Annotated in this window: 21 protein-coding genes; 9 read left to right on the top strand and 12 right to left on the bottom strand. The window is 69.6% G+C overall.

Features of this window, described 5'->3' with window-relative positions; genetic code table 11:
* Position 1: 1 nt before the first annotated feature.
* The 6 genes from IO24_RS0102495 (at position 2) to IO24_RS0102470 (ending at position 8,237) form a co-directional block, all read left to right on the top strand.
* Positions 2-970: a hypothetical protein gene (locus IO24_RS0102495; protein ID WP_031131258.1), complete on the top strand. Its 969-nt coding sequence runs from the start codon at positions 2-4 to the stop codon at positions 968-970.
* Positions 971-1,109: 139 nt separating this feature from the next.
* The gene (gene chvE, locus IO24_RS0102490; protein WP_420823195.1) at positions 1,110-2,222 is read left to right on the top strand and encodes a multiple monosaccharide ABC transporter substrate-binding protein; all 1,113 of its coding nucleotides are present in this window, start codon (positions 1,110-1,112) and stop codon (positions 2,220-2,222) included.
* A gap of 46 nt (positions 2,223-2,268) precedes the next feature.
* Positions 2,269-3,819, top strand: a complete 1,551-nt coding sequence (mmsA, locus tag IO24_RS0102485; RefSeq protein WP_031131254.1) for a multiple monosaccharide ABC transporter ATP-binding protein — start codon at positions 2,269-2,271, stop codon at positions 3,817-3,819.
* Positions 3,816-5,060 (top strand): multiple monosaccharide ABC transporter permease, encoded by a 1,245-nt coding sequence (gene mmsB, locus IO24_RS0102480; RefSeq protein WP_031131252.1) that lies wholly within the window; start codon positions 3,816-3,818, stop codon positions 5,058-5,060. The genes mmsA and mmsB overlap by 4 nt, the downstream gene beginning before the upstream one ends.
* 75 nt (positions 5,061-5,135) lie before the next feature.
* Entirely contained in the window at positions 5,136-6,284 is a 1,149-nt protein-coding gene (locus tag IO24_RS0102475) for an aldose epimerase family protein (RefSeq protein ID WP_031131251.1), read from the top strand.
* Positions 6,285-6,455: 171 nt separating this feature from the next.
* On the top strand, positions 6,456-8,237 hold the full coding sequence (locus IO24_RS0102470; RefSeq protein ID WP_031131250.1) for a pyridoxal phosphate-dependent aminotransferase: 1,782 nt from the start codon (positions 6,456-6,458) through the stop codon (positions 8,235-8,237).
* An 86-nt stretch (positions 8,238-8,323) separates the two neighbouring features.
* Here the strand turns inward: IO24_RS0102470 and IO24_RS0102465 are convergent, their stop codons facing one another.
* The 6 genes from IO24_RS0102465 to IO24_RS0102440 form a co-directional block, all read right to left on the bottom strand.
* Positions 8,324-9,760 carry a family 43 glycosylhydrolase gene (locus IO24_RS0102465; RefSeq protein ID WP_031131249.1) on the bottom strand — a complete coding sequence of 479 codons (1,437 nt, stop codon included), beginning with the start codon at positions 9,758-9,760 and terminating at the stop codon, positions 8,324-8,326.
* Entirely contained in the window at positions 9,742-10,728 is a 987-nt protein-coding gene (locus IO24_RS0102460) for an arabinan endo-1,5-alpha-L-arabinosidase (protein ID WP_031131247.1), read from the bottom strand. The genes IO24_RS0102465 and IO24_RS0102460 overlap by 19 nt, the downstream gene beginning before the upstream one ends.
* 164 nt (positions 10,729-10,892) lie before the next feature.
* The gene (locus tag IO24_RS0102455; RefSeq protein ID WP_031131245.1) at positions 10,893-11,951 is read right to left on the bottom strand and encodes a hypothetical protein; all 1,059 of its coding nucleotides are present in this window, start codon (positions 11,949-11,951) and stop codon (positions 10,893-10,895) included.
* A gap of 20 nt (positions 11,952-11,971) precedes the next feature.
* The gene (locus tag IO24_RS0102450; RefSeq protein ID WP_031131244.1) at positions 11,972-12,430 is read right to left on the bottom strand and encodes a TIGR03618 family F420-dependent PPOX class oxidoreductase; all 459 of its coding nucleotides are present in this window, start codon (positions 12,428-12,430) and stop codon (positions 11,972-11,974) included.
* An 85-nt stretch (positions 12,431-12,515) separates the two neighbouring features.
* A complete protein-coding gene (locus IO24_RS0102445; protein ID WP_031131243.1) occupies positions 12,516-13,697 on the bottom strand; it encodes an alpha/beta hydrolase family protein in 1,182 nt (393 codons plus the stop codon).
* A gap of 146 nt (positions 13,698-13,843) precedes the next feature.
* Entirely contained in the window at positions 13,844-14,392 is a 549-nt protein-coding gene (locus tag IO24_RS0102440; RefSeq protein WP_031131240.1) for a YciI family protein, read from the bottom strand.
* A gap of 64 nt (positions 14,393-14,456) precedes the next feature.
* On the opposite strand from IO24_RS0102440, the gene IO24_RS0102435 reads away from it, so the two are divergent.
* Both IO24_RS0102435 and IO24_RS0102430 read left to right on the top strand, forming a co-directional pair.
* Positions 14,457-15,233, top strand: a complete 777-nt coding sequence (locus tag IO24_RS0102435) for an alpha/beta fold hydrolase (RefSeq protein ID WP_031131238.1) — start codon at positions 14,457-14,459, stop codon at positions 15,231-15,233.
* Between the two features lie 32 nt (positions 15,234-15,265).
* On the top strand, positions 15,266-15,697 hold the full coding sequence (locus IO24_RS0102430) for a hypothetical protein (RefSeq protein WP_063768057.1): 432 nt from the start codon (positions 15,266-15,268) through the stop codon (positions 15,695-15,697).
* A 21-nt stretch (positions 15,698-15,718) separates the two neighbouring features.
* Here the strand turns inward: IO24_RS0102430 and IO24_RS0102425 are convergent, their stop codons facing one another.
* On the bottom strand, positions 15,719-16,372 hold the full coding sequence (locus IO24_RS0102425) for a DUF4360 domain-containing protein (protein WP_031131234.1): 654 nt from the start codon (positions 16,370-16,372) through the stop codon (positions 15,719-15,721).
* Positions 16,373-16,675: 303 nt separating this feature from the next.
* Positions 16,676-17,134 (bottom strand): RrF2 family transcriptional regulator, encoded by a 459-nt coding sequence (locus tag IO24_RS0102420; protein ID WP_031131232.1) that lies wholly within the window; start codon positions 17,132-17,134, stop codon positions 16,676-16,678.
* Positions 17,135-17,265: 131 nt separating this feature from the next.
* Here IO24_RS0102420 and IO24_RS0102415 point away from each other — a divergent pair, with 131 nt between their 5' ends.
* Positions 17,266-20,247, top strand: coding sequence for a glycoside hydrolase family 35 protein (locus IO24_RS0102415; protein ID WP_031131230.1), 2,982 nt, complete (start codon positions 17,266-17,268; stop codon positions 20,245-20,247).
* Positions 20,248-20,265: 18 nt separating this feature from the next.
* On the opposite strand, the gene arfA is transcribed toward IO24_RS0102415, so the two are convergent.
* The 4 genes from arfA to IO24_RS0102395 all read right to left on the bottom strand — a co-directional run bounded on the left by arfA (position 20,266) and on the right by IO24_RS0102395 (position 25,023).
* Positions 20,266-21,780 (bottom strand): arabinosylfuranosidase ArfA, encoded by a 1,515-nt coding sequence (gene arfA, locus IO24_RS0102410; protein WP_031131228.1) that lies wholly within the window; start codon positions 21,778-21,780, stop codon positions 20,266-20,268.
* Positions 21,781-21,899: 119 nt separating this feature from the next.
* Positions 21,900-22,733 (bottom strand): carbohydrate ABC transporter permease, encoded by an 834-nt coding sequence (locus IO24_RS0102405; protein ID WP_031131226.1) that lies wholly within the window; start codon positions 22,731-22,733, stop codon positions 21,900-21,902.
* A complete protein-coding gene (locus IO24_RS0102400; protein WP_031131224.1) occupies positions 22,730-23,668 on the bottom strand; it encodes a carbohydrate ABC transporter permease in 939 nt (312 codons plus the stop codon). The genes IO24_RS0102405 and IO24_RS0102400 overlap by 4 nt, the downstream gene beginning before the upstream one ends.
* Complete coding sequence (locus IO24_RS0102395; RefSeq protein WP_031131222.1) at positions 23,668-25,023, bottom strand: extracellular solute-binding protein; 1,356 nt, start codon at positions 25,021-25,023, stop codon at positions 23,668-23,670. Before IO24_RS0102395 ends, IO24_RS0102400 begins: the two co-directional genes overlap by 1 nt.
* Positions 25,024-25,038: the final 15 nt, after the last annotated feature.

Here is a 25,038-nt window from a genome sequence, read left to right as displayed (position 1 = left end):
TGTGACCGACGCTTCCGTCACCGCAGCCCGCAGGCCCGGTGAGCAGGCGCTCACCGCCCTGGGCCTGAGTGCGCCCGCCCCCGACCCCGCCGACGCCTCGCCGCACTCCTTCCCGGGCGGCGGCCGCTGGCGCACCGAGATCCCCTCCTGCGAGGGTCCCGAGGCACTGGCGGTGGTGCTGAAGGAGGCCTCTCGGCTGGACGTGCCGATCCACCGGATCAGTCAGGGCAGCGGCGTGTGGATGCTGACCGACGCCGAGATCACCGAGATGGTCGAGTCGACGGCCGAGCGCGACATCGAGCTCTGCCTGTTCACCGGCCCACGCGGCACCTGGGACATCGGCGGGTCCACGCGCACCGACTCGCGCGGGGGCGGGCTGCGCGCCCGCGGCCACGACGCCGTCGCCGGCTGCGTCGAAGACGCCGTCAGAGCCACGGAGTTGGGTGTCAAGTGCCTGCTCGTCGCCGACGAGGGCGTGCTGTGGACGCTGCACCGGGCCCGGGCCGCCGGGATCATCCCGGCCGACACGACGCTCAAGGTCTCCGCGCTCATCGGCCCCGTCAACCCGGCCGCGTACGCGGTCTACGAGCGCCTGGGCGCCGACTCGGTCAACGTGCCGAGCGACCTGACGCTCGATCACCTCACCGAGATACGGCGGGTGTCGGGCGCTCCGATGGACATGTACATCGAGGCCCCCGACGACCTCGGCGGCTACGTCCGGATGTACGAGGTGGCCGAACTCATCAGACGCGGGGCCCCGTTGTACCTGAAGTTCGGCCTGTCCAAGGCCCCCGGGATCTACCCGTACGGGCACCACATGCGGGAGTTGACGCTGGCCACCGCCAAGGAGCGGGTGCGTCGCGGCCGACTCGCACTGGACCTGCTGGCCCGCCACGGCGCGGACGGCGACATGGCGCCGCTCGGGTCCCGGATGCCCGGCGATCTGCAACGGTTCGAAATTTCGGCATAACGTTCCGGAAACTCGGCTTCACAGAAGAAGACACAGCCGACCACAATCCGACACATCTCTTCTCGGTCTTTCCGGCACGACCACCCGGAGCGACTTCCCGCCTCAGACCGAGCCCTGCCAAAGATCAAGGATGATCATCATGCGTAACCGCAGAGCCGCTCTCGCCGCCATAGCCGGCGCCGCGTCCCTCGCCCTCACCCTGTCCGCCTGCGGGCAGAACAGCGAGGGTGGCAGCGAGGAGAGCGGGGACAGCGCCAAGGGCGCCACCATCGGCATCGCGATGCCGACCAAGTCCTCCGAGCGCTGGATCGCCGACGGCAAGAACGTCGTCACGGAACTGGAGTCCAAGGGCTACAAGACCAAGCTGGTCTACGGCGAGGACGACCCGGACCAGCAGGTCTCACAGGTCGAGAACCTGATCACGCAGGGCGTCAAGGCGCTGATCATCGCCGCCATCGACAACAAGTCGATGAACAACGTGCTCCAGCAGGCCAAGGACGCGAACATCCCGGTCATCTCCTACGACCGCCTGATGCTCGGCACGAAGAACGTCGACTACTACGCGTCGTTCGACAACGAGAAGGTCGGCGAGCTCCAGGGCACCTACATCGTCGAGAAGCTCGGCCTGAAGGACGGCAGCAAGAAGGGCCCGTTCAACATCGAGCTCTTCGCCGGCTCGAACGACGACAACAACACGCGCTACTTCTTCGGCGGCGCGATGAAGGTCCTGCAGCCGTACATCGACAAGAAGCAGCTCGTCGTCCGGTCCGGCCAGACCAAGCTCAACCAGGTCACCACCCTGCGCTGGGACGGCGGCACCGCCCAGAAGCGCATGGACGACATCCTGACCTCGGCCTACAAGAGCGAGCGCGTCGACGCGGTCCTCTCCCCGTACGACGGCATCTCCATCGGCATCCTGTCGGCGCTGAAGTCGGACGACTACGGCTCCAAGGCCAAGCCGCTGCCGGTCGTGACGGGCCAGGACGCCGAGGTCGCCTCGGTGAAGTCGATCATCGCCGACCAGCAGTCGATGACTGTCTACAAGGACCTCCGAAAGCTCGCCAAGGTGTCCTCGAACATGGTCGACGCGCTGCTCAACAAGAAGAATCCCGAGGTCAACGACACCAAGACCTACGACAACGGCGCGAAGGTCGTCCCGGCCTACCTGCTGGAGCCGGTCGCCGTCGACAAGGCGAACTACCAGAAGGAGCTCATCGACTCCGGCTACCTCAAGGAGAGCGACGTCAAGTAGTCCCCGCCACCGACCGACGATTCACCACTGATTGGAAGGCACGACCATGGCGGGACCCGTCCTGGAAATGCGCTCGATCGTCAAGACCTTTCCCGGCGTCAAGGCGCTGTCGGACGTCACGCTGACCGTCCGGCAGGGCGAGGTCCACGCCATCTGCGGGGAGAACGGCGCCGGCAAGTCGACCTTGATGAAGGTCCTCTCCGGCGTCCACCCGCACGGCACGTACGAGGGCGACATCCTCTTCGAGGGTGAGGTCTGCCAGTTCAAGGACATCCGGGCCAGCGAAGAGCGCGGCATCGTGATCATCCACCAGGAACTGGCGCTGGTGCCCTACCTCTCCCTCGCGGAGAACATCTTCCTCGGCAACGAGCACGCCACCCGGGGGATCATCAACTGGACCGAGACCCTGCGGCACGCCACCGAGCTGCTGCGCCGGGTCAGCCTGTCCGACCACCCCGACACCCGCGTCGCCGACATCGGGGTGGGCAAGCAGCAGCTGGTGGAGATCGCGAAGGCCCTGTCGAAGAAGGTGAAGCTGCTCATCCTGGATGAGCCGACCGCCGCGCTGAACGACGAGGACAGCGGCAAACTCCTGGACCTCATCCTGGAGTTGAAGAAGCAGGGCATCACCTCGATCATCATTTCCCACAAGCTCAACGAGATCCGCAAGGTCGCCGACTCGGTGACGATCCTCCGCGACGGCCAGACCATCGAGACCCTCGACGTGAAGGCGCCGGAGACCACCGAGGACCGGATCATCAGCGGCATGGTCGGCCGCGACCTGGAGAACCGCTTCCCGGAGCGGTCGCCGCACGAGCCCGAAGAGGGCGCGGCCCCGGCCCTGGAGATCCGGGGCTGGACCGTGCACCACCCGATCGACCAGCAGCGCAAGGTGTGCGACGACGTGTCGCTCCACGTGCGGCGCGGGGAGATCGTCGGCATCGCGGGCCTGATGGGCGCCGGGCGCACCGAACTCGCGATGAGCGTCTTCGGGCGCACCTACGGCCGGTACGCGGGCGGCACCGTCCTCAAGGACGGCAAGGAGATCCGTACGAAGTCCGTCCCCGAGGCGGTCAAGCACGGCATCGCGTACGTCACCGAGGACCGCAAGCACTACGGCCTCAACCTCATCGACACCATCAACCGGAACATCTCGCTGAGCGCCCTGGGCAAGGTCGCCAAGCGCGGTGTGGTCGACGAGCACGAGGAGCGGCAGGTCGCCGAGGGCTTCCGCAAGTCCATGAACATCAAGGCGCCGACCGTCTTCGAGCCGGTGGGCAAGCTGTCCGGCGGCAACCAGCAGAAGGTCGTCCTCAGCAAGTGGATCTTCTCGGGTCCGGACGTGCTGATCCTGGACGAGCCGACGCGCGGAATCGACGTCGGTGCCAAGTACGAGATCTACACGGTCATCGACCAGCTGGCCGCCGAGGGGAAGGCGGTCGTCTTCATCTCCTCCGAGCTGCCCGAGCTGCTCGGCATGTGCGACCGCATCTACACGATGGCCGCGGGGCGGCTGACGGGTGAGTTCTCGCGGGCCGAGGCCTCCCAGGAATCGCTGATGCGTCAGATGACGAAGGACAAAGAGGTAACCCGATGAGCACGGACGTGACCGCCAAGAGCCCGGCCCCCGCGCCGCCGGGCAAGAGCGGAGGGGCCGCGGGCGACAGCCTGCTACAGCTGGTGATCGACGGCATGCGCCGCAACATGCGGCAGTACGGCATGCTGATCGCGCTGGGCCTGATCGTGGTCCTGTTCGCCGTCTGGACCGACGGTGACCTGCTGCTGCCGCGCAACGTCTCCAACCTGGTGCTGCAGAACAGCTACATCCTGATCCTCGCGATCGGCATGATGCTGGTCATCATCGCCGGCCACATCGACCTGTCGGTCGGATCACTGACGGCGTTCGTCGGGTCGATGGCCGCCGTGTTCATGGTCAAACAGGACCTGCCGTGGCCCGTCGCCGTGGTGCTGTGCCTGGCCGTGGGCGCGGTCGCGGGTGCCGTACAAGGGTTCTTCATCGCGTACGGCGGCATACCGTCGTTCATCGTGACCCTGGCGGGCATGCTGATCTTCCGCGGTCTGACCGAGATCTTCCTGGAGGGCCAGACCCTCGGCCCGTTCCCGGACGGGCTGCAGAAGGTCGCCAACGGGTTCCTGCCCGAGGTCGGCCCGAACACGAACTACCACAACCTGACGCTGCTGCTGGGCTTCGCGATGATCGCCTTCGTGATCTTCCAGGAGGTCCGTGACCGCAAGCGGCAGCAGGAGTTCAACCTGGACGTCCCGCCCACCAAGCTGTTCCTGCTGAAGCTGGTCGCGATCGGCGCCGCCGTGCTGACGCTCACCATGCTGCTGGCCAGCTACAAGGGCGCCCCGATCGTGCTGCTCATCCTGGGCGTGCTGCTCGTCGGCTTCGGCTACGTGATGCGCAACGCGATCATCGGCCGCCACATCTACGCCATCGGCGGCAACCTCCCGGCGGCCAAGCTGTCGGGTGTGAAGGACAAGAAGGTCACCTTCCTGGTCTTCCTGAACATGGGCATGCTCGCGGCCCTGGCGGGTCTGGTCTTCGCCGCCCGCTTCAACGCGGCCTCTCCCAAGGCCGGCCTCAACTTCGAACTGGAGGCCATCGCGGCCGCGTTCATCGGCGGTGCGTCGATGAGCGGCGGTGTCGGCACCGTGCTCGGCGCGATCATCGGTGGCCTGGTCCTGGGCGTGCTGAACAACGGTATGAACCTCGTCGGCATCGGCACCGACTGGCAGCAGGTCATCAAGGGCCTGGTGCTGCTGGCGGCGGTCGGGTTCGACGTGTGGAACAAGCGCAAGGTCGGTTCGTAAGTCAGATCGGGGCCCCGCCGGAAGGCGGGGCCCCGGTTCTTTCCCACGCAGTTTCCCAATGAAGCGGAGCCGCACATGGAACTGAACAGACGCACGGTCATCGCGGGAGCAGCGGCGGCGGGGATAGCCGCCACCACGCTCGGCGGCACGGCGCACGCCACGGGAGGCAGGAAGCCGGTGAAGACGCTCTTCGGCAAGTTGGCCGACGGCACCAAGATCTACAGCTGGTCACTGGAGAACGGCGGCACCCGCCTGAAGGTCCTCTCCTGGGGCGGTGTGGTCCAGTCCCTGGAGATCCCCGACCGTCGCGGCCGGTACGCCAACGTCTCCGCGGGCTTCGACAACATCGAGGACTACGTCGCGAAGACCCCGTACTTCGGCGCACTGATCGGCCGGTACGGCAACCGCATCGGCAAGGGCAAGTTCACCCTCGACGGCAAGAACTACCAGCTGTCCGTGAACGACGGCGAGCAGAGCCTGCACGGCGGCACCCAGGGCTTCGACAAGCGCGTGTGGGACGTCGAGCCGTTCACCAAGGGCTCCGACGTCGGTCTGCACCTGTACTACACGAGCGTCGACGGGGAGATGGGCTACCCGGGCACGCTCAAGACCAAGGTGACGTACACGCTCACCCGGCACGGCGACTGGCGCATCGACTACGAGGCCACCACGGACAAGGCCACCGTCGTCAACCTCACCAGCCACGTCTACTGGAACCTCGCCGGTGAGGGCAGCGGCACGATCGAGGACCACGAGCTCCACATCGCCGCCTCCCGCTACACGCCCACCGACGCGGGCCTGATCCCCACGGGCGAGCTCGCCAAGGTCGCGGGCACGCCCTTCGACTTCAGCCGGGCCAAGCCGATCGGCCGGGACATCCGCACCTCGCACCCGCAGCTGGTGACCGCCAAGGGCTTCGACCACAACTGGGTCCTCGACAAGGGCATCACCGCCCGGCCCGAGCACGTCGCGACCCTGCGCGACCCGGCCTCCGGCCGGTCGATGAAGATCGCCACGAACGAGCCGGGCCTGCAGTTCTACTCCGGCAACTTCCTCGACGGCACGCTGACCGGCCCGTCCGGCCGCACCTACCGGCAGGGCGACGCGCTGTGCCTGGAGACGCAGCACTTCCCGGACTCGCCGAACAAGCCGAAGTTCCCGTCGACGGTGCTGCGGCCGGGGCAGACGTACCGGACGACGACGATCCACACGTTCGACTGCTGAGGCCACTGACAGGTCTTCACAGAGTGGGCACAAGTTCTGACCGTTTTCCCGACGGTTGAACAGCGCCCCTGTGGCCTCCGTATGAATGGGCGGCCCGCGCTCCCCCGCGCGGGCCGCCCTTGAACGTCGGGTCCGGCCGTCCCCAACGGGCCCGCCTCATACGGAGGTTCCATGGCCGACAACGTCACGTCGCTGTTCCGCAGTACCGCGGCACACAGCCCGTCGATGGCGGCTCTGACACGCGAGGGCGGCGAGGGAGCCGGCCCCGTGGACTTCTGTATCCCCTGCAACCCGTACTTCCCGACCCCGGCCATGTTCGAGGACATGGCGGGCCGACTGCGCGACATCATCACGTACTACCCGTCCGGCGCCGACACGATCACGGCCGAGCTGTGCAGCCTGCTCCAGCTGCCCCCGCAGTGCGTGGCCATGGGCAACGGCTCGACCGAGCTCATCACCTGGATCGACCACCTGCTGGTCCGCGAGTCCCTCGCCGTCCCCGTCCCCACCTTCGGCCGCTGGACCGACCAGCCCATGGAGACCGGCAAGCGGGTCGACATGTTCCCGCTCCAGGAGTCCAGCGGCTTCGCCCTCGACCTCGCGCAGTACGCCGAGTTCATCCGGGCCCGCGGCACCCGCGTCGCGGTGATCTGCAACCCGAACAACCCCGACGGCGGTTTCCTGCACAAGCACGCCGTCGTGCAGTTCATGGACGCCATGGCCGACCTCGACCTGATCGTCGTCGACGAGTCGTTCCTGGAGTTCGCGGACGCCGAGATCGAGCCGTCCGTCGTCCAGGAGGCGATGCTGCGGCCCAACGTCATCGTGCTGCGCAGCCTCGGCAAGAACTTCGGCCTGCACGGCATCCGCTTCGGCTACCTCGTCGCCAACCCGTCGCTCGCGGGCCGGGTCCGCTCGATGCTCCCCAAGTGGAACCTCAACTCCTTCGCCGAGCACGTCGTCTTCATGCTGAAGGAGCACGGCGCCGAGTACGCGCAGAGCCTGACGCAGGTGCGCCGCGACCGCCTCGACATGGCCGGCCAGCTCTCTTCCCTGCCCGGGCTGACGGTCTACCCGTCGCAGGGCAACTTCCTCTTCGTGCGCCTCCCCGTGGGCGCCGAGGGCACCGTCGTCCGGGACCGGATGCTCACCGAGCACCGGATCCTGGTCCGCGAGTGCGGCAACAAGATCGGTTCGTCCAGTCGCTTCCTGCGTCTCGTGGTGCGCCCCCAGGTGGACGTGCGTCGCCTGGTGTCCGGCCTGGAACAGGTGCTCTACGGGACGTCCAGGAGGGGAGCCGCCGTACCCGAGCTGGGCAACGGGACCAGCTACAGCTCGGGTACGGCGGCCGTGGACCGTCTGGTGAGCGAGACGAACGGGTCGGGCATGCGGGGGCTCGCGGCGCAGGCGATGGGGATGGCCGCGGCGCCGGCTGCCGCCGCAGGGGTCGGCGGGCCGGGACTCGCCCCGGCCCCGGCGGCCGCGAGTGTGGGTGGGCCGGGACTCGCCCCTGCCCCGGCGGCCGCTGCCCCGGCGCCCGCTCCGGCCACCGGCATCGGCATGCCGCTCCCCGCCGCCGCGTCCGCCGTACCGGCGGGTACGGGCGGTGGGATGCCGATGCCGGCTGCGGCGCAGATGCCGCAGCCGCAGATGCCCCAGCCTCAGATGCCGCAGTCTGTGCCGCAGCCCGCTCCCCAGCCGGTGGCCGCCCCGGCGCCGCCCCTGGCCCCCGCGGCCCAGGCGCCGGCGCCGTACCCGGCTCCGGCTCCCATGGCCGCCCCGTCGCCCATGGCCGCCCCGTTCACCGGGCCCACGCCGCCCGGTGTCCCGGCCCGTGGTGGCCTGACGGCCGCGCAGGTGCGGGGCACGAACGGGCTGACGCCGGCACCGGCCACGGGGTGGCCCGCCGCGCAGAGCTGGCCCAACGCGGCGGGGATGGGGCAGGCCGGGTAACGCCTTCTCGCCGTAGGCGGTTCGGTGACCGGGCCGGCGCGGGGTTCGTCGTGGCTGTTCGCGCAGTTCCCCGCGCCCCTGGGGAGCTATACCGCGGTCAGTTTCCATTGCTGGCAGGCGTTGTTCAGCCATGTCCACTGCCGTACGTCCGCGCTGTCCGCCGTGGAGCAGTTCGCCACGTCGGCCACCTTGCCGGAGGCCTGGTTGGCGATGCGGACCCAGCCGCCGTCGGTGGCCACGAAACGGAACCGCTGGCAGGTGTTGTCCAGCCAGGACCACTGGCGCAGGTCGGCGCCGTCGGCCGTCGAGCAGTCGGCGGTGTCGAGGGCCTTGCCGGTGGCGACGTTCACCAGACGGTGGGTGTCGTCGCCGAGGTCCTCCAGGCGCCAGCGCTGGCCGGCGTTGCCGTTGCAGGTGTACTGCGCGACGTTGGCCCCGTCCGCAGCTGAACCCCCGGTCACCTCCATGCACTTGCCGCTGTTGCGGTTGGTGACGGTGTAGGCCGTCGAGGCGGTGGCCGGCTCCCCCGACGGTCCGGCCTGGCTCGCCCCGAGCCGGACGGGCGTGCCGAGGTGGGGCGTGCCGTCGGAGTTCCACGTGAACTTCTGCGCCCTCGTCGTACGGCCGTTGTCGCAGCCCTCGGAGGCGGAGTCGTTGGCGTGGTAGACGATCCAGTTCTCGCGGCCGTCGGGTGAGGTGAAGAAGCCGTTGTGGCCGGGCCCATACACCCCGTTGGCGTCGCTGCGCTGGAAGACGGGCGTGGACTTCTTGGTCCAGGACGAGGCGGACAGCGGGTCGGAACCGGTCAGCTCCAGTTGCCCCAGCTTGTAGTCGGGCGTCCAGCAGCCGCTCGCCGAGTAGATCAGGAAGGTCCGGCCGTTGCGCTGAAGAACCTCCGCGCCCTCGTTGACCGTGCCGCCCTGCCGTTCCCAGGCGTGCGTCGGCGTCGAGATCGTCGAGTAGGAGCCGCTGACGGTGTAGGGGTTGGACATCGGCGCGATGACGAGGTTCTGTGTCCCGCCCGTGATCGCGCTGCCCAGCATGTACAGCCGGCCTCCCACGTTCATCAGGCTCGGGTCCAGCATCCAGGCGGCGTTGAGCTGCCCCTTGTAGGTGTAGGGGCCCATGGGGTCGGACCCGGCGCTCTCCAGCACGTGGCTGCGCTGCGTGGGGTTGTAGTCGGACACGTTCTGCCCGGCGACGTAGTAGAGGTACCAGCGGCCGTTGACGAAGTGCAGCTCCGGCGCCCAGATGTTGCAGCAGCGGGAGGCGGCGTCGCCCTTCCACACCTGGACGCTGGGCGCGGTGGAGAGCCCGGCGAGGGTGGTGGACTTGCGGATGGTGATGACGTCGGTCCAACTCGTCGTCACCAGGTAGTAGTTGCCGTCGTGGTACGAGATCCAGGGGTCGGCGCCCTTGACGGACTTGACGGGGTTGGCGAAGGAGGCGGCGCTCGCGGAGGGCTGGCCGAGGCTCAGCGCGAGCAGCAGGGCCGCCAGCAGGGTCAGTAGGCGACGGGCCATCCGCTGCTCCAGTTCAGGAGGTTGATGCCGAGCTTGGGCGTGCCGTTCGCGTTGCCGTCGTAGTAGTGGTAGACGATCAGGTCGCCGTCGGCGTCCTTCAGGATCGACTGGCCGCCGGGGCCGATGACGCTGCCGTGCGACTCCAGGACGGGCGTGCCGCCGTTGTTCATCAGGTCGACGCCGTTCCTGTCCCGGTACGGCCCGGTGATGCTGGAGGCGCGCCCCACCTTCACCTTGTACGTCGAGCTGGTGCCGGCGCAGCAGGTGTCGTACGAGGCGAAGAGGTAGTAGTAGCCGCCCCGCTTGACGATGAAGGGCGCTTCGACGGCCTTGGTCCCGGTGGGGCGGGAGGCGAGCGAGTACCGGGTGGTGTTGGAGGAGAGCTGCTTCCCGGTGGACGGGTTGATCTGGATCATCTTGATGCCGGTCCACCAGCTGCCGAAGGACAGCCACCACTTGCCGTCGTCGTTCACGAAGAGGTTCGGGTCGATGGCGTTGAAGTCGCTGCCGGAGTTCGACGTGTAGACGGTGCCCTGGTCGGTCCAGCTGCCCGGCCGGCCGGTGCTGGAGGTGGCGAGGCCGATGGCGGAGGTGTTCGAGCCGAACTTCGAAACGGAGTAGTACATCAGGTACTTGCCGCCGTGGTACGAGATGTCCGGGGCCCAGGCCTCCGGGACGGACGAGTAGTTCCGCCACCAGCTCGGCCTGCTGCCGAAGGCGTCGGCGCTGTTCGTGAACGCGGTGCGGTCGCCGGACGCCTTGCCGGCGATGCCGCCACCGGTGGCGTACAGCAGGTACTGCCCGGACGAGGTGCGGATCATCGAGGGGTCGTGGGTGACGACGTCACCGGTGACCCGGCCGGGGTTGGGGTACGCGGAGGCCGTGCCGGGGATCAGCGCCAGAAGGGCGGCGGCGGGGAGGGCGAACAGGGTGGTCCGCCTGCGGAGTGTACGAGGGCTGCGGCTCATGCGGGTCCTCTCCTTGCGGTGGGGGTGAGAGCTGCTCGACATTTCGAACAACATTCGCAAGTTCGAACGGACCGTAGAATCGAACCCCTTGCGCGTCAATGGTCCGCGCAGCAACAGTTGCGCGGACCAGTGGAGACCGGCCGGGATCCGAGTGGCCGGACGTGTCAGCCGGTCGGAAGTCCCAGCCCGTAGTACCTGACGTGGTAGCCGTCCACGTACTCGGCCTCGCCGCCGACGATCAGACCGGTCGGCTCGCTCACCCCCGCCGCCCTGGCCGTCGCCACGAGCATCTCCGCGAGGGCGCGGCCCTTCGGTTCGCCGGGGCCTCCCGCGTCCACGCGCCACACCGGATCGTCGTCGCGCCAGGTCGAGGCCGTACCCGGGTGCTCGGCGACGGTGCCCCAGCCGAGCGAGGCCGCGTCGACGTCGTCCGGGGCGAAGCAGCCGATCGACAGCCGGTCGCCGCACGTGACGTCGAAGAGGAGGGGCGCACCACCGGCGGTCCGCCCGTAGAACGGCATCCCGATACCGATGCCCAGGGCGGTCGCCTCCGCGGGCAGGGCATCGAGGAAGTCGCCCAGCGACCGGGTGACGGTCTGCCAACTGCGGGCGGTCCAGCCGCCGGGGAAGCCGAGGCCGGCGTTGGCCGGGTCGCGGTTGCTGCCGAAGAAGCCGCTGATCGCATGCTCTTCGCCGCTGCCCTGGCGCCAGAACCAGTTCTCGGCCGGGCCGGTGGGCTGCAGGACCAGCTCCGGCCCCGACGTGCCGGCACGCAGCTCCAGGGTGTCCGGGCTGCCGCGCCAGCGCATGAAGGGGGCGCCCCACAACGGCCCGCTGTCGTAGAAGGGGCCCATGTCGCCGTGCGAACCCATGACGGACGGCCGGCCCAGGGCCGCGGTCAGTTCCTCGTTGGCAGCCCGGAAGGCGGCGGCCTGCGCCGCGGCGTCGGGAGCGGCGCTCGTCACCGGCACCGCGAGCTCCACGTACGACTCGCCCTCGGCGTAACGCTCTTCGTAGGTGCCGACGGGACGCAGGCGGGCGTCACCCGAGGGCCGGCCGGTGACCAGGACGGGATGGTCCGCCGTGCCGCCCAGGGCCCAGCCGAGCTCGTCCGCCAGGGCCTTCACCCCGTCCGGCGTCCAGCCGCCGGTGTCCACCGCGAGCAGTCGCCGGGCGAGGTCCGCGAGGGATTGTTCCGTCGTGCTTCCCCGTTGTCCGTTCATGCGCTCATCGTGCCGCAGCCCTATCCCTCGATGTCGAGCGCGGTCCCGTACAGCCGGTCCACCTTCAGCCGGATGACGACGCGCCGCTCATCGACCAGCTGCTGGAGGAAGGCGTCCTCGTCCTCCGGTGCGGCGCCCGCCGGGATCATCGCGAGCAGCTCCCGGCCGACCGTGTCGCCGGGGACCCTCGTGACGTCGGAGACCTCGGCGTCGCCCTCCGCGACGGCGAACGACCAGACGTCCGCCCCCTGCACGTGCAACGCGGCATGCGGTTCGCGGCGCAGGTGCTTGACCTTGACGCGGTCGGCCGTCGTCGAGAACCGCACCGTGCGGGACTCGGCGTCCCAGCTGTACAGCATGGTGGTCAGGTGGGGGTGGCCGCTGCGCTTCACGGTGGCGAGCGTGCCGAACTGCTGCGCGCCGAGCAGGTCGGAGAGGGCCGCGTCGGACAGCAGGCGAGGTGCCGGTCTCTGAGTCATGACATCCCCAACACCGGTGCGGCCCAGATCATTTCAGGGTGCCGGCAGGAGTCCGGCGAGGGTGCCGGCATGCTCTGGCGCCGGATCACGGCCGCTGGAACGCGACCTCGGGGTGCGTGGCCTCGGGGCCACCGAGGAGCGGCTGCGGTATGCCCCGCAGGTGAAGGTCGAAGAAGGCTGACACGTAGTCGCGGGTTATGCGCCACCCGCGTTCCCCGGACAGCGACAGGGCAGGGTCCGACAGGCCCAGCTGCCCGGCCAGATACGGCAGGTCTGTGAAGGAGAAGTGTTCGGCGCCGGCCACGGTCAGCCAGCGCTTCCAGCCGTTCAGGTGTTTCCACGCCTCAGGCCAGTCGGTTGTCCGGCTGCTGGGGCTGTGGGTGGACTCGGCACCGAGCATCAGAAACGGGCGCCCGCCGAGCCCCGCCGCAGCAGGGTGCAGAAAGAAGTCACCGTCCAGGTCGACCCCCGCCCGCACACGACGGTCGGCCGCCATGGTGGCCGCCGCGGTCGCACCGCCGATCGAATGCCCGCCGATTCCGATCCGGCTCGGGTCGATCGCATGGGACAGCGCCCCGGCCCGCCGGCCGTCGGTCAACTCGCTGATCACGAAGGACATGTCCATGACCCGGCCACGCACGACGGCCGCCTGCTCCTCCGAAGTGTCGACCCGTTCACAGGCCACACAGGTCAGCATCCGGCCCCCGGGGAAAGCAGTGCCGACAGATTCGTACGCGTGGTCCACCGAGGCGACGACATAGCCGCGACTCGCGAGATCGTCGGCGATCGAGGTGAGGGTGGTGCGCGGCATCGAGAAGCCCGGAGAGAGCAGCACCGTGGGGAAACGCCCTGGCGCCGGACGAGCGCCCACATGCGCGTGGGTGCGCGCCCTGGCCACCGTTTCGTGGGGCACGACGCCGCCCAGTCCCCTTGCTTCCAAGAGGAGCTGCGCCTCTTCGTCGGTCATGTACGCCGCCGGCGATCCACCCGCTGAGCGTGCCGGGTAGGACACCGTCACCATCAGCTCCCGGTTACCGGCCGTCGGTACCCATGGGTCGGTACGGTGCCGGTCGACCAAGTGCAGGGTGCGGCGGCCGACGGGGTACGGACCGGTGGGGGACGGTAGTTCCAGCCCGCCGCTGTACGGGATTTGGCTTGCAGCCTGAGCGGCGGTGACGGAAACGGCCGGTGTGGCGCTCAAGAGCGGCGCCGACAGGGCCAGGGTGAGCAGAGTGGCCATGGCGGCTCTGCGGTGTCCGGGGATCATGCAGTCGAAGCTAGGCCCTGGTTCTTCACAACACGTCGGGCTCCAGGGTTACTTGGCCGTACCCCTGTCGGCGGATCCCGTCAGACCCTGGTATCACGCCAGCCGTTCTGCGACGAGACGATCATAAGCAAGGTCGCAAGCTCTCGTCACCGTCGCCCGCCGAACTCCCACGCGTGCACCTCGATGCCCGCGTACCGCCCCTGGGTGAGCACGGCACGCGCCGCCTCCGCGTTCGGGGCCCTCACAAGCGCGGCCGTGCCCACCCAGTCCTCACCGTCGTCGGACAGCAGCGGCCCGTAGGCGATCAGCTCGTCCCGGTCGTACGGCAGGTCGAGGTCGGCGGCCGTCCCCGAGCCGAAGCCGAGCACGAGGAATCGGTCCCCGCCACTCGGCCCGCCGGGGAACTCCCACATGGTCCGCCCCAGCTGGTTCCGCCAGCGTCGCAGCAGTACATCGCGGTACACCCCGGCCTGCTGGTTGGGCTCGTCGAAGGCGAACGCGCGGGCGGCGGCGGTGTCGGGGAGATCGACGATGTGCACACTCCCGGTGGGGGTCTCCCCGTCCGCGGCGAACGTCGGCCCCCGGGCGATCAACTCCGCCTCGTACCGGTCCATATAGGCCCAGTGCGCCTCCCCCAGCTCCTCCCGCAGCGGCAGGGAGCCGGGCCGGTCGCGGTGGTAGCAGAAGAACTCCATAGCTCATCCAACCTCAGTGGCTACTCTCGTGTCTCCCACCGTCGTGACCGCAGGAGAGCAGACCGTGCGCAGTGCCGCCGTGACACCCGAGGGCGACCGGATCCGCTGGGCCGAGCTGCCGGGGCAGGAGCCGCCACGTGTCTACGTGCACGGGCTGGGCGCCACATCGCCGGCGTACTTCGCACAGGTCGCGGTCCATCCGCTGCTCGCCGGACATCGGTCACTGCTGATCGACCTGCTGGGCCACGGCATCAGCGACCGCCCGACGCACTTCGACTACACACTGGAATCACACGCCGACGCGCTCGCCGGCGCCCTGACGGCGGCGGGCGTCTCGGCCGCCGAAGTGATCGCCCACAGCATGGGCGGCTCGGTGGCGGTCGTCCTGGCGGCCCGCCACCCCCGCCTGGTCTCCCGTCTGGTCCTGATCGACGCGAACCTGGACCCGGTCCCGCGGACCCCGGGTTCGCCGGGCAGCAGCGGCATCGCCGCCTACTCCGAGGAGGAGTTCGTGACGGGCGGCGGCTGGGAGGAGGTCCGCGACCGGGTCGGCCCTCACTGGTGGTCCACGATGCGCCTGGCCGGCCGGGAGGCTCTGCATCGCAGCGCCTCCCACCTCACGCGCGGTACGACCCCCACGATGCGCGAACTCCTGCTGGACCTGAAGATCCCCCGCACGTTCCTGCTCCCCGGGTCCGACGGCCCGCTCCCGGGCACCGACGCCCTCACCGCGGCCGGTGTGTCCGTCGTCGCGGTCCCCGACTGCGGCCACAACATCATGCTGGACAACCCGGAAGCCTTCGTGAAGGCCACCGCCGCGGCGCTCACGCCGCAGGACTGACCGGCTCTCACCGGAGAACGAGGTTCCCCGCCATGCGGTACGTACGACTCGTCAAAGGCGCCGTCACCGTCGCCGTCGCCTCCGCGGCCTGTCACACCCTGATGGTCACCGGCTACGCCTGGGGACGCGACAGCGCGTCCGCGGACGGGGACGGCATGTTCGCCGGCGCGTTCGAGTTCCTGTTCACCACGGCCGCTTCATGGGCGCTCATGCCGTTTCTGTTGTGGGCCGGCATGCGGGTGATGCGGGAGACCGGCAACACCGTGCTCGTCCTCGTCGGCGGGCTGGTCTGGGCGATGCTCTCCGGGTATTTCGTCGACGACATCGACCGCGCGGGCGGGCACATACCGGTTCCGGCCCTCGCCGCATACGTCCTTCTCGGTGCGGCGGTGGCCGGGGCCGGCCACCGGCCGGACGACGCGCGGGGACACGAGGGGCGGCCCACCCGGCCACCGGCCCGGTGAGGCCGCCCCCCGGTCATCCCGTCATGACTTCTTCGGGCACTCCTTCCACGCCAGGTGGTACACCGTGCTGATGTCCCCGTCCGTGGAGTCCATGGTCATGAAGCTGACCTTGTCGGCCGACTGGGTGCCGGCGTTGACCCGGAGCTCGGTGTTGATGTTGAAGTTGCGCTGGACTCCGCAGGGTGCGTAGACCAGCTGGGCCCAGTCCGTCTCGTCGGTGGCCTGCCAGTTGTCGTTGTACGGGCCGGCGAAGGGGTGGTTCTTGTGCACCGTGCTGGGCGAGCCCTGGAAGTAGTACGAGGCCCGCTGGGAGGCGCTCGCGCCGCGCTGGAGGGAGGCGAAGCCCCGGTAGTCCGCGCTCGCGATGGCGTAGGTGAAGCCGCCGGGGACGTGTACGACCAGGCTGAGCTGGCAGTTCCTGCGGAACGCGGTCGGATCGGAGCTCCCGCCGGCCTGGGCGAGGTAGTCGCTGTAGGTCACCGTGAAGGCCGTGTTGTCCTCGGAGACGGCGACCGCTGCCGTGCCCTGCGGACAGCCGGAGCCGTTCACCGTGGCGACCTTGATGATGATCTTGTCCGGGGGCGGGTCGTCGAACCCGGAGGACGGGGATTGCGCGGGAAGTGCGCTGGTGAGCAGCGCGGCGATCGCGCCGCTCAGGAGCAGGCCACCGGCCATGGTTCTCCCATCCGTTCGTGGGGGGTGGATCACTACCGAGATCTGGGCATGGGCATGTCAAAGAGACAGCACACGCACTCCCGACCTGTGACCATTCCATGAAGGAGATGTGAAGTGCGGGAGCGGTCGCATCGTACGCAGGGCGGCAGGGGTCGGCCAGGTCGCTCTCCGGCCATTCACACTGGCGGGAATTCACTGGGGTACCGGCAGGCGCATAGGGTGCGTTGCACCAGTGCGTCAGACCGAGGACATCCCGAGGACGGAATGAGGATCACGCACAGCGCCGCGCACGGCCGCCGCCCCTCAGGGGTTCTCCCAGGCCGCCGGTTCCGACGCCAGCCGTTCCACCGGCTCCGGCAGCGCCCCGGCCGCGAGGTCGGCGATCGTCACGCCCTCCAGGATCCTGCGCACATTGGCCCGCAGGGCGATCCACAGCGGCAGCAGCGGCTCGGCGGTACCGGAGTAGGAGAGGCCGGTCGGCCGCTCGCCGCGCACCGAGACGATCGGCCCGTCCACGGCCCGGATCACGTCCGCGACCGTGATCTCCGCGGCCTCCCGGGCCAGCCGGTAGCCGCCGCCCCCGCCGCGCCGGCTGTCGACGACACCGCCGCGCCGCAGATCGCCCAGGATCCCCTCCAGGAACTTGTGGGGGATGTCCTGCGCGGTGGCGACGGCCTCCGCCTTGACCGGCCCCTCCCCCTGCCGGACGGCCAGCTCCACGACCGCTCGTACCGCGTAGTCCGCACGTGCCGAGATCCTCATAGGACCATTGTCGCCGTGACCCTGTAGACATTGAGCACACGCACCACGCACCACACCCAGCACCCGCACCCCGCATCCCGTACGACGAGCACACGCACCACGCACCGCAAGGCACAACAGGAGGCGCTCCCTTGGAGCTCAGCAGGCGTACCTTCCACGCTCTGGCCGGCACGGCGGCGCTCGGCTTCGCGCTGACCGGCAGCGGGTCGCCGACCTCCGCCAACCCGTCACGTCCCGCGCCCACCGGCCCGCCGCCCCCGGTGCCGAGCGCGGACGGCCGGCCGCACGAGATCGGCTTCGACCACCACTCGCTGATCGTCGACGGCCGCCGCCTGGTCCTCTGGTCGGGCGAGATGCACCCCTTCCGGCTGCCGAGCCCGTCGCTGTGGCGGGACGTGCTGGAGAAGATGCGCGCCCACGGCTACAACGCCGTCAGCGCGTACGTCGCCTGGAACCACCACTCCCCCGCCCCCGGCCGCTACGACTTCACCGGCGTGCGCGACCTGGACCTGTTCCTGCGGACGGCCGCGGAGACGGGGATGTACGTGATCCTGCGGCCCGGGCCGTACATCAACGCGGAGGTCGACGCCGGCGGCTTCCCCGGCTGGCTGACCGCCACCGAGGGCCGGGCCCGGACCTCCGACCCGACGTACCTGCGCTACGTCGACGAGTGGCTGACCGCCGTCAACGCCATCGTCGCCAAGCGCCTGTTCACACGGGGCACGGGCACCGTCCTGCTCTACCAGATCGAGAACGAGTACGACGCGCACGTCGACGAGCCGTCCGGGCGCGCCTACATGTCGTACCTGTACGAGAAGGTCCGCGCCGACGGCATCGACGTGCCGCTGTTCCACAACGACAAGGGCAGGAACGGCCATTGGGCGCCCGGCTCGTTCGGCACCGGCGGTGAGAAGGGGCGCTGGCTGTACGGGTTCGACGGATACCCGGAGCCGGACGAGGTGCCGCCGGACTGGGGGTCGTTCGGGACCGGCGGCAGGAAGGGCGGGGCCACGGCCAGCCCGAAGACGCCCGGGTTCGTGCCCGAGTCCGGCGGGGGCTGGTTCGACCCGTGGGGCGGGTCCTGGTTCGACGGCAAGGGGTACGCCGAGGCGCGCCGGACCCGGGACGCGGCGTACGAGCGGCGCTTCTACCTCACCAACCTCGCCAACGGCATCACGCTGCACAACGTCTACATGACGTACGGCGGCACCTCCTGGGGCTGGCTGCCCGCGCCGGCCGTCTACACCTCCTACGACTACGGCGCCGCGTTCGACGAGGCCCGCAACGCCACCCCGAAGCTCGCCCCGATGCACCAGATCGGGCAGTTGCTGCGGTTCGTGCCCGACCTCGCCCGGCTGAACCGGGGAAAGTCCGTGCGGGCGGCCGACGAGCGGATCAAGGTCTACCACCTGGCCAACCCGGACACCGGGGCCCGCTTCTACGTCCTGCGCAACGACACCGGCGAGGCGGTCTCCTCGCCGCTTCCGGACGCCGGGATCGACGTGCCGGTCACCGTCCCGGCCCGCGACGCCAAACTGATCGCCGCGAACCTGCGGCTCGGGCGGCGGACGCTGGTGCACTCCACCGTGCAGCCCATGGTGAGCCTGACCGCCGGGCGGCAGGACATCGCCGTGTTCGCGGGCCGCCGAGGCGAGATGGCGCAGGTCGTGCTGGAGTGCGCGGACGAGCCGACGCCCATGCGGCTGGACGCGGAGCCCGCCTGGTCCTGGAACCTCGGCAAGCTGAACATCACCGCTCCGCTCGGCGCCGGCGGGCTGAGCCGCGTTCGGGTCGAGGGCGACGGTGTGGACACGCCGATGCTGGTGCTGTTCGCCGACGACGCGACCGCCCTGCGGCTGTGGCCCCACGAGACCCCGTCCGGCCCGCTCCTCGTCTACGGCCCCGCCCTGCTGCGCTCGGCCGAGCTGCGCGGCTCCACGGTCCATCTCACCGGCGACACCACCGGGGCGACCGGCCTGGAGGTGTGGGGGCCACGCGGGATCACCCACGTCACCTGGAACGGACGCCCGGTCCCCAGCCGGATCAGCGCCTCCGGCAGTCTGCTGGCGCTGCGGCCGCTGCCCGGTGTGACCCGGCCGGCCCTGCCCGCCCTGGACGGCTGGCGGCGGCGCAGCGGGAACCCGGAGGCCGAGCCGGACTTCGACGACTCGGACTGGACGACGGCCGACAAGGAGACGACCTTCAGCACCACGCCCGTGCCCGACGGGCAGCCCGTCCTGTTCGCCGACGACTACGGCTTCCACTACGGCGACGTCTGGTACCGAGGCGAGTGGACCGGCGAGGACGGCATCGAGTCGCTCTCCCTCGCCTACAGCACGGGCACGCAGGGCCTGCTGATGGCCTGGCTGGACGGCGAGCCGCTGGGCACGCACCGGATGCCGGTCCCCGGCAAGGACCGGGCGCGGCAGGGGACGTGGACCGCGAAGGCCGCCTTCGACCTGCCGGAGGAACTGCGGAAGAAGTTCCGCGCGGAACGCCCGGAGACGGGGCGGCGGCGGCACGTGCTGTCCGTGCTCGTGCGGCGGATGCAGCACGACATGGACGGCGAGGCGCTCGGCACGCACAAGGCCGCACGCGGACTGACCGCTGTCACCTTCGCGGGCGGCTCCCCCGAGGTGAAGTGGCGTATCCAGGGCGCCGCCACGCCGGATCCCGTGCGCGGGCCGATGAACAACGGCGGCCTGCACGGGGAGCGCGAGGGCTGGCATCTGCCCGAGTACGACGACAAGGACTGGAAGGACGCCCAGCTCCCCCGGGCCGACCGGCGCCAGGGCGTCACCTGGTACCGGACGGACTTCCGGCTGGACGTCGCCCCCGGCGTCGACGCCTCGGTCGGACTCGTCCTCGACGACGACCCGGGCCGGGCCTACCGCGTCCAGATCTTCCTCAACGGCTGGAACATGGGCCAGTACATCAACGACGTAGGCCCGCAGCACACGTTCGTGCTGCCCAACGGGATCCTGCGCACACGGGGGGCCAACACACTGGCTTTGGCGGTGTTGTCCGACGGGACCACACCCTCCGGGCCGCGGGACGTGCGGCTGGCGCTGCTGGGCGCCGCGGCCGGAGGGGTACCCGTGACAGCGGTGTGACCGGATCGGCCGGGGCCGTCACGCCAGCCGGATCACGTTCCAGGACAGCGGCTCCAGGACTGCGCTCAGCGTGCCGTCCCGAAGGGCCGTGCCGTCGACCGGGTGGGGGGCGACCCGCTCGGGGTCGTCCAGGGTGTTGCGGGCGTCGGGGTCGGCGTCCGCGAGGGCGCTGTGCTCGACGACCCGCGTCAGGTCGAGGCCGTTCAGGGCCACTTCGAGCGGCAGGGCGTCGGTGCGGCTGCGGTTGACCGCGAAAACGGTGACGGTGCCGTCCTCGGCACGCACGGCGGTGGCGTGCAGCAGGTCGGTCTCGCCGTACTTCTTCGTCTCGTACGTCGGGGAGTCCACGCGGACGTCCAGGACCTGGCCGCGGCCGTACTGCGCCGCCTGCGCGAACGGGAAGAACGTGGTCTGCCGCCAGGCCGGGCCGCCGGGCTCGGTCATGATCGGCGCGATGACGTTGACGAGCTGGGCGAGGCAGGCGACCGTGACGCGGTCGGCGTGCCGGAGCAGGGCGATGAGGAGCGAGCCGAAGACGACGGCGTCCATGACGCTGTAGTTGTCCTCCAGCAGGCGCGGGGCCTCGGGCCAGTCGTCCTGCTCGAAGGTCTTGGCGCGGGCCTCCCACTCGGGCAGGTACCAGACGTTCCACTCGTCGAAGGAGAGGTTGATCCGCTTCTTCGACTTGAGCTTCGCGCCCACGTGGTCGGCGGTCGCGACGACGTTGTCGATGAAGGACTCCATGTCGACGGCGGAGGCCAGGAAGGAGTCGAGGTCGCCGTTCTCGGGCCAGTAGTAGGCGTGCAGCGAGATGTAGTCGACGAGGTCGTACGTCTCCTCGAGGACCGTAGCCTCCCACTCGGCGAACGTCGGCATGGACTGGCTGGAGGAGCCGCAGGCGACGAGTTCGACACCGGGGTCCAGCTGGCGCATGGCCCGGGCCGTCTCCGCGGCGACCCGGCCGTACTCTTCCGCGGTCTTGTGGCCGGTCTGCCAGGGGCCGTCCATCTCGTTGCCGAGGCACCACAGCCGGATTCCGAAGGGGTCCTTGTCGCCGTGGGAGACGCGCAGGTCGGACAGGGCGGTGCCCGCCGTGTGGTTGGCGTACTCCTGGAGTTCGAGGGCCTCGGCGACCCCGCGCGTGCCGAGGTTGACGGCCATCATCGGCTCGGCCTGGGGGCCGATCTTGCGCAGGAAGTCGATGTACTCGGAGAGGCCGAAGCGGTTGGACTCCGTCGAGTGCCAGGCGAGGTCGAGGCGGCGGGGGCGGTTTTCCGCGGGGCCGACCGAGTCTTCCCACTTGTAGCCGGAGACGAAGTTGCCGCCGGGGTAGCGGACGGCGGTGACGCCGAGTTCGCGGACGAGGTTCAGGACGTCCTGGCGCAGGCCCTTGTCGTCGGCGGTGGGGTGGTCCGGTTCGAAGACGCCGGTGTAGACGCAGCGGCCGAGGTGTTCCACGAAGGAGCCGAAGAGGCGGGGGTTGACTTCGCCGACTGTGAATGCGGGGTCGAGGGTGAAACGGGCCTTGTGCATTTTCGCCTTTCGGGGTGGGTGGTTCTGTTCTGTGGCGGCTGCGGGTGGTTCGTGGCTTGTCGCGCCCGCGCGGCGGAGCCGCGAATTGAGCACAGCCCCGCGCCCCTGAGGGCGCTGCTCTACTGCCCTGCCAAGCCTGTATGTGCGACGCCCGCCACGATCTGCCTCTGGAAGAAGACGAAGACGATGATCAGCGGCAGGCCCGCCATGAGGCCGCCGGCCATGAGCTGGGCCCACTGGATGCCGTAGGAGTTCATCACGGTCGCGATGCCGTTCGGCATGGTCATCAGGTCCGGGTTGTTGGTCACCATGTACGGCCAGAGGAAGTTGTTCCACGAGGCGATGAAGGTGAAGATGCCGACCGCGGCGAGGGACGGGCGGGACAGCGGCAGGACGATGGTGAAGAAGACCCGCCAGCGGCCCGCGCCGTCGATGAACGCGGCCTCCTCCAGCTCCCGCGGGATGCCCTGGAAGAACTTGTAGAGGATGTAGACCATCGCGGCGGGTGCGCACTGCGGCAGGATCATGCCCCAGTAGGTGTCGACCATCCCCATCTGCTGGACCGTGGTGAACAGGGGGACGCCGAGGACCGCCGGGGAGATCATCAGCCCCGCCATGACCAGGCCCATCAGGACGCTCTTGCCGCGGAACTCGGTGCGGGCGAAGCCGTAGCCGGCGAGGGCGCTCACCAGCAGGACGACGGACGTCACGCAGACCGAGACGACCAGGGAGTTCACGAACCAGTTGGTGATGTTGCCGGACTCGAACAGCGCCTTCCAGGCCTGGCCCGTCCAGTCCTCGGGGAGCCAGTGCGGGGGTACCTCGACGGCCTCGGTCTCCGACTTGAGCGAGGTGAACAGGCCCCAGGCGAACGGGGCGAGGAAGACGATCGACACGGCCGTACCCAGGAGGGTGAGCAGTATCTGGCTGGGCGTCCACGCCTTGGTGGTCATCGGGCGGTCTCCTCACGGTTCCGCAGCAGCCACATCCTCGCGAAGGCGACGGCCGCGATGATCACGAAGAAGATGACGGAGATCGCGGAGGCGTAGCCCACGCGGTAGCTGGTGAAGCCCTCTTCGAGGGTGTACTGCACGAAGGTGCGGGTCGACCCCTCGGGCCCGGGGAGGAAGTCCATCATCACGACGGCCTGGTCGAAGATCTGGAGCGAGGCGAGAATCTGGAGGGCGATGACCAGGCCGGTGATGTTGCGCAGCATCGGCAGGGTGATGTGGACCATGCGGTGCCAGGCGCCCGCGCCGTCCAGTCTGGCGGCCTCGTAGAGGTGGTCCGGGATGCCCTGGAGGGCGGCGAGGTAGAGCAGGAAGCTGAAGCCGACGGTCCACCACAGGGTCGTGATGACGATGGCGAGCATCGCGTAGGACTTGTCGGTCAGCCAGGGCGTCTCGGCGCCGAAGACGTGGTTGATCATTCCGGTGCCGGGGTTGAACAGCCACTGCCACAGGTTGGCCGCGACGGTGGACGGCAGCAGGAACGGGGCGAAGAAGCAGAGCCGCCACAGCCACTTGGCGCGTTCGATGTGGTGGGCGAGCATCGCGAGGAGGAAGGCGAGGACGGTGATGCACGGGACGACCAGGAGCGTGAAGTACGCGCTGTGGCCGAGGGACTCCCACACCAGGGGGTCGTCGAGGGCCTCGCGGTAGTTGTCGAGGCCGACGAAGCTCGCGCCCTCGCCCGTGATGTTGGCGTCGGTGAAACTGAGGTAGACGCCGCGCAGCAGCGGCCAGATCACGAACAGGGCAAAGAGCAGCAGGAACGGGGCGACGAACCAGCCGCCGTGCTGGAAGCCCTGCTTGCGGCGGAGGGTGGCGCTGCCGGCGGCGGTCTTCGCGCGTGCGGGTGCGGCGATGGTGTGGGCGCTGGTCGCCATCAGACGGCACCTCCTTCTGCGGCTGTCTTCCCGTCCATGGGGTTCTTGGTGGCGAGGAGCTGAGTGAGCGCCTTCTTCATGCGGCCGGCCGCGGCCTCCGGCTTGGCGGAGCCCATCGTCGAGGAGACGACGATCGGGCCGACGCGCTGGGCGAGGATGCCGGTGGAGCCCGCGAACCACACCTTCGGCTCGGTGGCCTGGTGGTCCATGGCGGAGACGTACTCGCTCTGCGGGTCCAGCTTCTTGTACGCCGCCGTGGCCAGGGTGGGTGTGTACGCGGGGATGTGGCCGCCCGCCGCCCACTGCCGGGCGTGCTGGACGACGTAGGCGGCGAGCTGGTGGGCGGCCTCGTTGGCGGCGCCGCCGCGGTCGGACTGGTGCGGCAGGACGAACGAGTGCGACTCGGCGTGGGTGGCCTGCCGGCCGAAGACGGGCGGCAGCGGGGTCGCTCCGTAGTCGAGCTTCGCTCCGGAGTAGACCGGGAGCGACCAGTTGCCCTCCCAGACGAAGGGGGAGCCGTTGATGAACTGTTCGGCGCTCGCCAGGCCTCCGAAGCCCGGGTCGGAGTACCCGTCGGTGACGTGCCGGCGCAGGAACTCCAGGACCTGGACGGCCTTGTCGGTGTCGAAGGTGACCTCGGTGTTCGCGGTGTTGAACCAGGTGCCGCCGAGCTGGGTGTAGAAGGCGACGAAGAACCACCACTGGAAGTTCTGGTCGCTGTTCCACATGCCGATGGTCTGGAGCCCCTTCCCGGTGGCCCGCTTGGCCTCCTTCAGGGCGTCGAACCACTCGTCGGCGGAGGTGACGGGCACCATTCGGCCGTCGGAGCCCAGCAGCCCGGCCTTCTTCAGCACGTCCTTGCGGTAGAAGCAGAGCTGGACGTGGATGTCGAGCGGGAGGGCGTAGAGCTTGCCGTCGATGACGCCGCGCTTCCACAGGGCGGGGTTGTAGTCCTGCTCCCGGACGCCGTACTTGGCGAGCAGGCCGACGTCCCAGGGGTCGAGGAGGCGGCCGGGTGCGAAGCCGGTGACGCGGCCCAGGTGCATGACGCCGAGGTCGGGGGCGCGGTTACCCGCCGCCGCCATGGCGAGTTTGGTGTAGAAGGGGCTGCCCCACTGGAGCGTGGAGTCCTTGACGGCGATGTCCGGGTTGGCCGCACGGAAGGCGTCCAGCATCGCGATCATGTTGGAGCCGTCGCCGCCGCTGAAGAGGTTCCAGTAGCGCACCCGCGCGTCGGCACCGGAGGCGAGTGCGTCGGCTCCGGTGCCGAGCGCGGCGAAGCCGAAGCCGCTCGCGACGAAGAGTCCGCCGAGCCCGCCGAGAAGCTGCCTGCGATTCAGGCCAGGTCGTCCCATGCCCTGCCCTTACGA

Origin of the sequence: Streptomyces flavovariabilis (assembly GCF_000725785.1) — a bacterium.
Lineage (GTDB): Bacteria > Actinomycetota > Actinomycetes > Streptomycetales > Streptomycetaceae > Streptomyces > Streptomyces hawaiiensis.
This window is presented reverse-complemented; position numbering and strand designations above follow the sequence as displayed.